The sequence below is a fragment of the Streptococcus caballi DSM 19004 genome, from assembly GCF_000379985.1.
In the GTDB taxonomy this organism is placed as follows: Bacteria; Bacillota; Bacilli; order Lactobacillales; family Streptococcaceae; genus Streptococcus; species Streptococcus caballi.
The window spans coordinates 1-9,301 of the sequence record NZ_KB904098.1 but is presented as its reverse complement, the minus strand read 5'-3'; the positions used below and the strand labels follow the sequence as shown (position 1 = coordinate 9,301).

7 protein-coding genes and 1 pseudogene are annotated in these 9,301 nt (G+C 39.6%); 4 read left to right on the top strand and 4 right to left on the bottom strand.

Annotated features, from left to right (window positions below; genetic code table 11):
- Positions 1-322 (top strand): annotated as a pseudogene (locus A3GS_RS12440) (transposase); the annotation flags it as partial.
- A gap of 249 nt (positions 323-571) precedes the next feature.
- On the opposite strand, the gene pyk reads toward A3GS_RS12440, so the two are convergent.
- The 3 genes from pyk to A3GS_RS0108645 all read right to left on the bottom strand — a co-directional run bounded on the left by pyk (position 572) and on the right by A3GS_RS0108645 (position 6,355).
- On the bottom strand, positions 572-2,074 hold the full coding sequence (gene pyk, locus A3GS_RS0108655) for a pyruvate kinase (RefSeq protein ID WP_018365020.1): 1,503 nt from the start codon (positions 2,072-2,074) through the stop codon (positions 572-574).
- Positions 2,075-2,156: 82 nt separating this feature from the next.
- The gene (pfkA, locus tag A3GS_RS0108650) at positions 2,157-3,167 is read right to left on the bottom strand and encodes a 6-phosphofructokinase (RefSeq protein ID WP_018365019.1); all 1,011 of its coding nucleotides are present in this window, start codon (positions 3,165-3,167) and stop codon (positions 2,157-2,159) included.
- 83 nt (positions 3,168-3,250) lie between these two features.
- Positions 3,251-6,355: a DNA polymerase III subunit alpha gene (locus tag A3GS_RS0108645; RefSeq protein ID WP_018365018.1), complete on the bottom strand. Its 3,105-nt coding sequence runs from the start codon at positions 6,353-6,355 to the stop codon at positions 3,251-3,253.
- A gap of 270 nt (positions 6,356-6,625) precedes the next feature.
- Here A3GS_RS0108645 and A3GS_RS0108640 point away from each other — a divergent pair, with 270 nt between their 5' ends.
- Genes A3GS_RS0108640 through A3GS_RS0108630 form a run of 3 tightly spaced genes read left to right on the top strand, consistent with a single transcriptional unit; the run spans position 6,626 to position 8,475 of the window.
- Positions 6,626-6,997 carry a GntR family transcriptional regulator gene (locus A3GS_RS0108640; RefSeq protein WP_018365017.1) on the top strand — a complete coding sequence of 124 codons (372 nt, stop codon included), beginning with the start codon at positions 6,626-6,628 and terminating at the stop codon, positions 6,995-6,997.
- Positions 6,994-7,692, top strand: a complete 699-nt coding sequence (locus A3GS_RS0108635) for an ABC transporter ATP-binding protein (protein WP_018365016.1) — start codon at positions 6,994-6,996, stop codon at positions 7,690-7,692. The genes A3GS_RS0108640 and A3GS_RS0108635 overlap by 4 nt, the downstream gene beginning before the upstream one ends.
- Before the next feature lie 9 nt (positions 7,693-7,701).
- A complete protein-coding gene (locus A3GS_RS0108630) occupies positions 7,702-8,475 on the top strand; it encodes a hypothetical protein (protein ID WP_018365015.1) in 774 nt (257 codons plus the stop codon).
- A gap of 589 nt (positions 8,476-9,064) precedes the next feature.
- On the opposite strand, the gene A3GS_RS11730 is transcribed toward A3GS_RS0108630, so the two are convergent.
- The coding region (locus tag A3GS_RS11730) for an IS3 family transposase (protein WP_018364892.1) at positions 9,065-9,301 on the bottom strand (237 nt) is incomplete at its 5' end.

The following is a 9,301-nucleotide window of genomic DNA, read 5'->3' as shown; positions in this document are numbered from 1 at the left end:
AGTCTGCCAATCAAATCAATGCCTTTATCGGTATTGACCTGAGACACTATGAATCCGGTAACTTCCTCGCTAAGAAGCACATTACCAAGCGTGGGAATCCTTATGCTAGAAAAATTTTGTTCAAGTGCATTCACAATATCGCTTCAGCTAGCCACACCAAGCCGTGCCATTCGCAGACTTTTATGAGAAACGAAAAAGGCAATCGCAAACGACTTCAACCAAGCCACATACGATTGCCTTCATACATCGTCTTATCAGAACAATATATTACCTCATAATGCATAACAACCTTTACGATTATGCGTCTACCAAAAATCAGTAAAATTGTTTATGCCATATTATGGTAATACCTTATCAAAAAATCACAAAATAAGGTGTTGGTTTTGCATGCACTTGTTCCGCTACTCTTTAGTGGAAAATAAGATAACTCCCTTATTTTGATTACTGCATGAAAATTATTTTTTCTCTAAGTACTTGACAAATAGTAGAAAAGAGAGAACTAAATTAGTTCTCTCCAGAGTATAACTTTTCATCACCTGTTACAGTTGATAAAGAGCATTTTTCAGCTAAATTATTTTACAGTGCGGATACGCATTGTGTTTGTACCGCCTGAACCAACTGGAACACCTGCAACAATGACAATGTTATCACCTGATTCAACAAGGCCTGATACAAGAGCAGCTTTTTCAGCAACTTCAAACATATCGTCAGTTGAAGCTGGCTTTTCAGTTACAACTGGAATAACACCCCAGTTAAGCATCAATGATTTTTGAGTAATTTCATCAAATGTTACTGCCAAAATATCAGCGTCTGGACGGTATTTAGAAATAAGACGAGCTGTATTGCCTGATTCAGTAAGAGCAACAACCAACTTGATATCCATTGAGCTTGTAGCATCTTTTACAGCTGAAGCGACAACTTCTGTCTTAGTTGAACGAGCAAATTTAGATGAATCGAGACGACCATATTCGTTAAGAAGTGTTTGAGCATTCTTATCAATGGTAGCCATAGCACGGACTGATTCAACTGGGTATTTACCATTAGCAGATTCACCTGAAAGCATAGTAGCATCAGTACCATCGATAACTGCGTTAAAGACGTCAGATACTTCTGAACGAGTAGCACGTGGTTTTTCAGTCATTGTTTCAAGCATATTTGTTGCTGTAACAACAATTTTACCTGCTGCATTGACTTTAGTGATAATCATTTTTTGGTAAACTGGAACCATTTCAAATGGTACTTCAATACCCATGTCTCCACGAGCAATCATGATACCATCTGCTGCTTCAATAATTTCATCGATATTATCAATCCCTTGTTGGTTTTCGATTTTAGCCAACAATTTAACATGTCCATTACCTGTTTCTTCACAGATTGCACGAACTTCGTTAACGTCTTTTGCAGTACGTACGAATGAGATAGCGATAAAGTTAAGTCCTTGTTCAAGACCAAAGCGAATATCAGCGTTATCACGTTCAGCAAGCGCTGGGAAAGGAATCTTAGTGTAAGGAATATTTACACCTTTTTGTTTAGCAATGATACCATCATTTTCAACTTCAACAACAAATTCACGTTTTTCAGCATCTTTTTCAACGATACGAAGGCCAAGTTTACCATCGTCAACAAGAACTTGTTTACCGACTTCAACATCATCAAAAACATCAAGTGCACCAGCAACGTTCAATGCAATAACGTCACGTGTAGACTTAATACCTTGTTTTGTAGCAACGCGAATAACTTCACCAGTTTTATATGAATACTCTTTTGCATCACCTTCGAAAAGCTCAGTACGGATTTCTGGACCTTTTGTATCAAGAAGGAAACCAACTTTTTGACCAGCAATTTCTTCTGCGCGACGTACAGTTGCCATACGAGCACCTTGCTCTGCATGATCACCATGAGAGAAGTTGAAACGAAATACGTTAGCCCCTTCTGTAATCAACTCAGCAATTTTCTGTGCTGATGCTTCAACATCAAGGTTTTCCCCCCAATAGCCATCTTCACCAAATTTTTTACCGCCGCGGAATTCTACCGCAGGACCAAGTGTAGCGACGATTTTTACACGTTTATTCATGATAAATTTGAAACTCCCTTTATTTTTTTGTCGATTACCGACATATTAACAAGTTTAAGCATTAAGCAGTCCATAGTGACTATTAGTGGGCAATGTCACGGTTTAATTGAGCAAGATCAAGACGTGCTTTATGTGGATTGTTGACAATGATTTTACCATTATCAAGTGAGAATAAAGCTCCTTCTTCCGCAGTACCAAGAATTGGACTTTCGCAAAGATGTTCATTGTGAATACCAACCGCAAGTCCACCACGACCTTCTTTAAGCAAGTCAACAGCATGTGCTCCCATCCAAGAAGCAATCACACGGTCACGTGGAGAAGGTGCACCACCACGAAGAATGTGACCAAGATTTGTTGCACGAAGATCGCTAGTGTCACCAGCCTCCTTCATCAATTCAACAAATTTATCGGCGTGCATAACACCTTCAGCAAGAACAATGATATGACGGTGTTTACCTTTTTTCTCATATCCTTCACGAACATTTTTAACCACTTCGTTAATGTCATATTCTTCTTCAGGAATGATAATTTGGTCTGCACCTGCAGCAATACCTGACCAAAGAGCGATATCTCCTGCATTACGTCCCATAACTTCAACAACGAAAGTACGGCCATGACTGAATGAAGTGTCACGGATTTTATCCAAAGCATCAACCGCAGTATTAACTGCTGTATCGAAACCGATTGTGTAGTCAGTCCCTGCAATATCATTATCAATTGTTCCAGGAATACCAACAGCTGGGAAGCCATGTTCTGTCAAGCGCATAGCACCATGATAAGATCCGTCACCACCAATAACAACGACACCTTCAATCCCATATTTCTTAAGTTGCTCAATTCCTTTAAGTTGACCCTCAAGAGTAGCAAATTCAGGATAACGAGCTGATTGAAGGAATGTACCTCCATATGATAGTGTATTTGACACATCTTTTGCACCAAGTGGGAAGATATCTCCTTCAACCATTCCGGCATAGCCACGATTGATTCCGTAGACTTCCATACCTTCAGTAATACCTTTACGAACAACCGCACGAACAGCAGCATTCATACCAGGAGCGTCACCACCACTAGTTAAAACAGCAATACGTTTCATTCTTACTGTAACTCCTTATATTATATTCTAACGTTCTTATTATAGCATAATCCTTGAGAAATAGTTCACTTTTAGGACTTTTTTTAGCGAAAAATCGTTTTCAAACTGAATTGCCTCAGTTTTTCTTTTAGCTCATCACTTTGTGTGACAAAGTGCCTCTGACTCTGAATTGTTTCCTTAGGATTTTGATAGTGCAGAATGACTGGAATGTTTCCTTTATAGCTGGAGAGAATTTGGGAAATTTCCTCGTCATGCTCATGATTTTCCAAAAGAATCCAAAGGCGCTCTGTCACAGCTTCTTCTAAGTGATTGAGGATCATCTGCAAACGACCATCCCTTTGCTGAACCTTACCATTAAGGTAATAAAATTTTCCTTCTTTCAGAAGCTCTTTATATGTCTGATAGGTTTCTGGAAATAGAGTGACATCCAATTTTTGTTTGGTATCTGACACACTTAGAAAGGCCATTTGCTGCCCTTTTGTCTTTGTACGAATAACACGGATGGCTTGCAACTCAATAAGAACAGTTACTTCACGATTCTCTTGCAATTGAGCAAGATCAGTTGTCTTTCGTGAGCTTTGTTTAACTATTTGAAGCAAGGGGTGCGGACTAATTCCCACACCAAGTAATTCTTGCTCTTGCTGATATTTTTCACGGTTTGAATAATCTTCGGTCTCTGTCCAATTATACGAATAATCTGCAAACAAACTGCCCAGTTCATTAACAAAGGTAAACAAATTTTCCAAATTGAGCTCTATTTTTCGCCGATTCTTCTCAAAAATATCAAAAGCACCAATTCTAATCAAGGGAAGGAGGCAATCTGATTTCTGATAATTATCAGGGAGTTTTGTTAAAAAGTCTTCCACCGATTGAAAAGGACGGTTTTCTATAATCCAATAAGCCATATCCTTAGGTACACCTTTTAGGTGCTTCATTCCTAAATAGATCGTATGATCTGAAACTTTATCAGAGTATGGGATATGATTAATAGACAGACGACCAACTTTAAAACCTGCATCCAATGCATCTACGATGTAATCACTGCTTGAATAATTGAGCATGACATCATAGAAAATACTAGGGTAATGCACTTTAAAATAGGCCAACTGAAAGGCAAGGGCTGAGTAGGCAAAAGCATGACTACGATTGAAGCCGTAACCGGCAAACTTGGCCATACGACTAAACAAGGATTGAGCAGTCACCAGAGGATGTCCGAGAGCTTGGGCACCTGCAAGAAAATCAGCCTCCATTTTCTGCATCTCGCTACTCTTTTTCTTGGACATAGCACGACGAAGTAAATCAGCTTTGCCGAGTGTGAAACCTGCATAATTCTGGGCAATCTGCATAACCTGCTCCTGATAAAGCATGATACCATAGGTGGGCTCCAATATGGAAGCAATGGCTGGATCAATCAAATCAACCTTTTCCTGACCAAACCGTCTTCGGATAAAATTCTCCGTATAATCGCTGGCACCTGGCCTATTAAGACTTGTTGTCGCAACAATATCCTCAAACCGTCTTGGTTTGATTCGTTTTAGCAGGTTAATAGCTCCGCTTTGCTCAAACTGGAAAATGCCCTTGGTACGGCCGGCAGCAAAGAGCTCTAGGGTTGCCTTGTCCTCCAAATCAATAGATTTGATGTCAATATCAGCCCCCTCATCTGCTAGCACCTTCTCCTTCATCTTTTGGACGAAAGTCAGGTTTCTTAGACCAAGGAAGTCCATCTTGAGCAGACCATTAGCTTCAACAGCACTCGCATCATACTGGGTAATCATCATGTCTTCACCATTCTTAAGCGGAATATGCTCAGTCAAATTATCATCACTCATGACAATACCAGCCGCATGAATGGAAGTCTGACGAGGATTCCCTTCAATCCGCTTGGCAATGGTAAAGGCACGCTGATATTCCATTTTGCTGTTGATGATCTGGCGGAAGGATAGGTTGTTTTCATAAACTGATGTCAGGTTATCGCGGAAGCCAATTTTGCGCGTAATGTTAGTCAGTTCATATTCTGGCGCACCAAAGCGTTTAAAAACATCACGAATGGCTTGTTTGGCACCAAAGGTTGAAAAAGTCACAATCTGAGCTGAATGCATACTGCCATAGCGATCCCTCACATAATGCAAAAATTCACTACGATAAATATCAGGCAAATCAATATCGATATCGGGCATGCTGTAGCGTTCGTTATTGAGGAAACGCTCGAAAAGAAGATTATTTTTAACAGGATCAATACCTGTGATATCTAAGGCAAAGGAAACCAAACTTCCTGCAGCTGAACCACGTCCCATTCCCATGTAGTATCCGCGACTACGCCCAAAACGCAGCAAGTCCCAGACAATGAGAAAATAATCGTCAAAGCCCATTTGATGAATGACTGACAGTTCATAATCTAGTCTTTCTTGATAAGCTGGTAACCATAAATTTTTAGTTTGTAAACCTTCCTGAGTTAATTGACGAAGCTCCTCAACAGCTGGTTTCTGACGGTTAAAACGTGGCAATTTCAAGTTGGTATCAAAATCATAATGAATATCAGCCACTAACTTATCAAGATTCTCCAGTGCTTGGGGAAAGTTTTTTTCAAAAGCTGAACTGATAATATCACAAGGTAGGAGACTTTGATGAGCAGCGACAGGCTGGGCATCTGCTAATTTAAGATTGTCTCGAATGGCGTGAAGAATTTGAATCGTCTCAACTTCTTCCTCCTTAAAATAACGAACCGTATGTAAGGGAATCAGCGGTTTAGGATAGTCCTGCTGGGGTGAGTTAACCCCCACACCTATATAATAATCAAAAGGTAGATCAGGCTCTAGCACTCTTTCAACATATGGAACGATCGGCACAAGCCCATCCAGATAAACAGGAACTTGCTCTAGGTCTAGCTGCGAGGTCATGCGCTCCGTTGATAATTTCAGGAGATTCTTATAGCCAGTTGTATTTCTAGCAAGAAAATAAATAGTCAGCGTCTGCTCCTGCCAAGTAAAATCCAAAGCCAATCCCAAGACAGGATTCAATCCCTGGCTCTTGGCCTCTTGAACAAAATGAAAAGCTGCATACAAATTATCCTTGTCCATCACACCGATAGTTTGATAACCCAACTCTCTAGCTGTGTGAACATAAGTTTTAATATCCATCAAGCTATCCATAAAAGAATAGACTGTCTTGGTATCTAATTGCGCAAACATAGCTTCTCCTTCTTTGTATTCTTACTCTCCATTATACTATGAAAGAGCAACTTATGCTTTCTTTTTTATTTCAATAAATCCTTGCAAGTCAAAATCATAAAATGTTACTGCTAAATGAGTCTGCCTGATTATTTTGGGGACATAAAACTCCTCTATACTTTCAACAATGAGATACTCTGGCATAATTCTTGACTTTTGTAATTATATTCTGTATTATGGTTTTAGTACAAAAAGTATTTACAAATGATCTTATTAAGAAAGGAGTCACTTATGTCTTGGAAATTTGACGAAAAATCACCTATTTATGCGCAAATTGCACAGCATGTCAAGATGCAGATTATCAGTCAAGAAATTAAGAGTGGCCAACAGCTTCCAACTGTGAGAGAATACGCGGAGGAAGCTGGTGTCAATCCCAACACCATGCAGCGTGCCTTCGCTGAATTAGAACGTCAAGGAATGGTTTATTCTCAACGTACTTCTGGGCGTTTTGTTACGGAAGATACTGAACTCATTGCTAAAACGAGGCGTCAAGTCGCTCAAACCGAGCTAGCCTCTTTCGTTGAAAATATGACTAAAATTGGATTTCCAAAAGAGGAAATCGTATCTGTACTAGAGTCTTATCTCAAGGAGAACACCCAATGACAACATTACTACAATTGCATCATGTCAGCAAAAGCTATAAAAAACATATCGCCATCGATGACCTAACCCTCAACTTACCTGCTGGTAAAATTATTGGTCTGCTTGGACCCAATGGTAGTGGGAAAACAACTCTGATCAAGCTCATCAACGGCCTACTTCAGCCAAGTAAGGGAGAAATCGTTATCGACGGTTTTCGTCCGTCTATTGAAACTAAAAAAATCATTTCCTACCTACCTGACACCAGCTACCTGCGCGAAGAAATGAAAATCAGGGACATGTTGACCTACTTTGAAGACTTCTACGAAGACTTTTCAAGAGAAAGAGCTGAAAAATTGTTATCTGATTTAAACTTAGATATCAACGAGCAGCTCAAAAACCTCTCAAAAGGGAACAAAGAAAAGGTTCAACTCATCTTAGTCATGAGCCGCAAAGCCAAACTCTACATCTTGGACGAGCCAATTGGTGGTGTTGATCCAGCAGCCAGAGATTATATTCTCAAAACTATCATCAATAACTTCTCAGAAGAGGCTTCTGTCCTTATTTCAACCCATCTTATTGCCGATATTGAACCAATCTTAGACGAGGTTATTTTCCTGCAAGATGGGAAAGCTATCCTGCAAGGGACGGTTGATGATTTACGTGAAGAGTATGGCAAGTCTATTGATTCAATCTTTCGTGAAAAGTATAAGGCTTAGGAGGAAACTATGTTTGGAAAACTATTAAAATATGAACTGAAATCCATTGGGAAATGGTATGTTCTCTTGAATATTGCTATTCTAGCTATCTCAACAGCCCTTGGGTTAATCATTAAGGGCTTTGTCACTGATGCTAGAAATACGGAGAATTTCAGCTATTCATTAAACTCTAAGCTGCTTCCGCTCAGCCTCGTCTTCATACTAGCTGCCTTAATCATGGGAGCTTGGATTGCTACACTGTTTATCATCATCAATCGCTTTAATAAGAATATTTTTGGTCGTGAGGGGTATCTCACCTTGACCTTACCAGTCTCAACACACCAAATCATTCTTTCTAAACTGGTGGCAGCTCTCATTTGGAATTTTTTCATTAGCCTGATTATCTTCCTTGGTTTAGTTCTCATCTTTTTACCAAGTATTGGATTGGGGAAAGTCCTTGTTGCTCTTCCTCAATTCACGTCCTATCTTCCAAACCACATTGCCATTTGGGGACTAGTCTACGCCTTCCTCTCCTCCATTTCAGGAACGCTCTTGATTTATCTTGCTATTTCCATCGGTCAACTCTTTAGCAATCGCCGAGGTCTCATGGGATTTGTCGCCTACTTTGCTTTGTCCGTCATTCTTGCTATCCTTTCTACCCACATCAGCAATCACATCTTGGTTGACAATGAAATCTTTACAGAAAAATTCTTTATCTTCTACTGTATCCAAGATCTTATTGTTAGCCTAATCTACTATGGTGGCACCTACTACATTATCAAAAGGAAGCTCAACATCCAGTAACTCTCTTCCAAAATGAAAGCAGCCTTCAATGGAGGGCTGTTTCTTTTGATAATATTTTTGAAAAGATTCTTCTTTTTTAGTTTTATGAAAATTCTGATGGACTATATGCTCATCCTAAAAGCCGATCACCTAAAGTAAAATGCATCATTTGAAAAGGCAGAGCTACCATACAAGCATCTGCTTCAAATCCTTTGCTTTTATTCGATGAAAGTTATCTCAACTGACTAATATCTTTGTTTCCATTCAACAGGGGCTAGCCTGCTTGAAGGACGAGGTTTAACAAAACCAAAAATTTTCTCGCACGATACGACAGGGATTATAAGTCCAATAGCATAAATAAAGTGAGCCAATCCTAATATTTTCATCATAGTGGTATTCCCAGTGACACTATCGTTGTCGCTGAGAATTGAATTTTTGAGACTTGAAGCTCAAAAATTAAGCATGGAACTCCAAAAGCGTTTATCTCCGTCCGCTCCACTTACGAAAATATCAAAAAAAGTCAATGTTCATTGAAATAAATTTAGTCACACAAAAACTCTTGACTTGAATGAACAGCTCCCTGTCAAGTGGACAATGAAATAATAAAAGATTAGGCGACGGCCTTGTTCCTCATTTCAAGAGGGGCAAGGCCGTTGTTGCGTTCTTGAAAACGTTGATGATTGTAAAAATAGATGTAGGCATCAATATCTGACACCAGCTCCTCAAAAGTTTTATACTTCTTCAAATCGTAGCACTCCGTCTTAAAGTGCCCAAAGAAACTTTCAATTGGCGCGTTGTCAATACACTTACCAACACGAGACATAGAGCGGGTCATCTGATACTGGGT

Bases quoted from the DNA above. Each gene is read 5' to 3' on its own strand.
- pyk (WP_018365020.1), bottom strand. From the start codon at position 2,074: ATGAATAAACGTGTAAAAATCGTCGCTACACTTGGTCCTGCGGTAGAA.
- pfkA (WP_018365019.1), bottom strand. From the start codon at position 3,167: ATGAAACGTATTGCTGTTTTAACTAGTGGTGGTGACGCTCCTGGTATG.
- A3GS_RS0108645 (WP_018365018.1), bottom strand. From the start codon at position 6,355: ATGTTTGCGCAATTAGATACCAAGACAGTCTATTCTTTTATGGATAGC.
- A3GS_RS0108640 (WP_018365017.1), top strand. From the start codon at position 6,626: ATGTCTTGGAAATTTGACGAAAAATCACCTATTTATGCGCAAATTGCA.
- A3GS_RS0108635 (WP_018365016.1), top strand. From the start codon at position 6,994: ATGACAACATTACTACAATTGCATCATGTCAGCAAAAGCTATAAAAAA.
- A3GS_RS0108630 (WP_018365015.1), top strand. From the start codon at position 7,702: ATGTTTGGAAAACTATTAAAATATGAACTGAAATCCATTGGGAAATGG.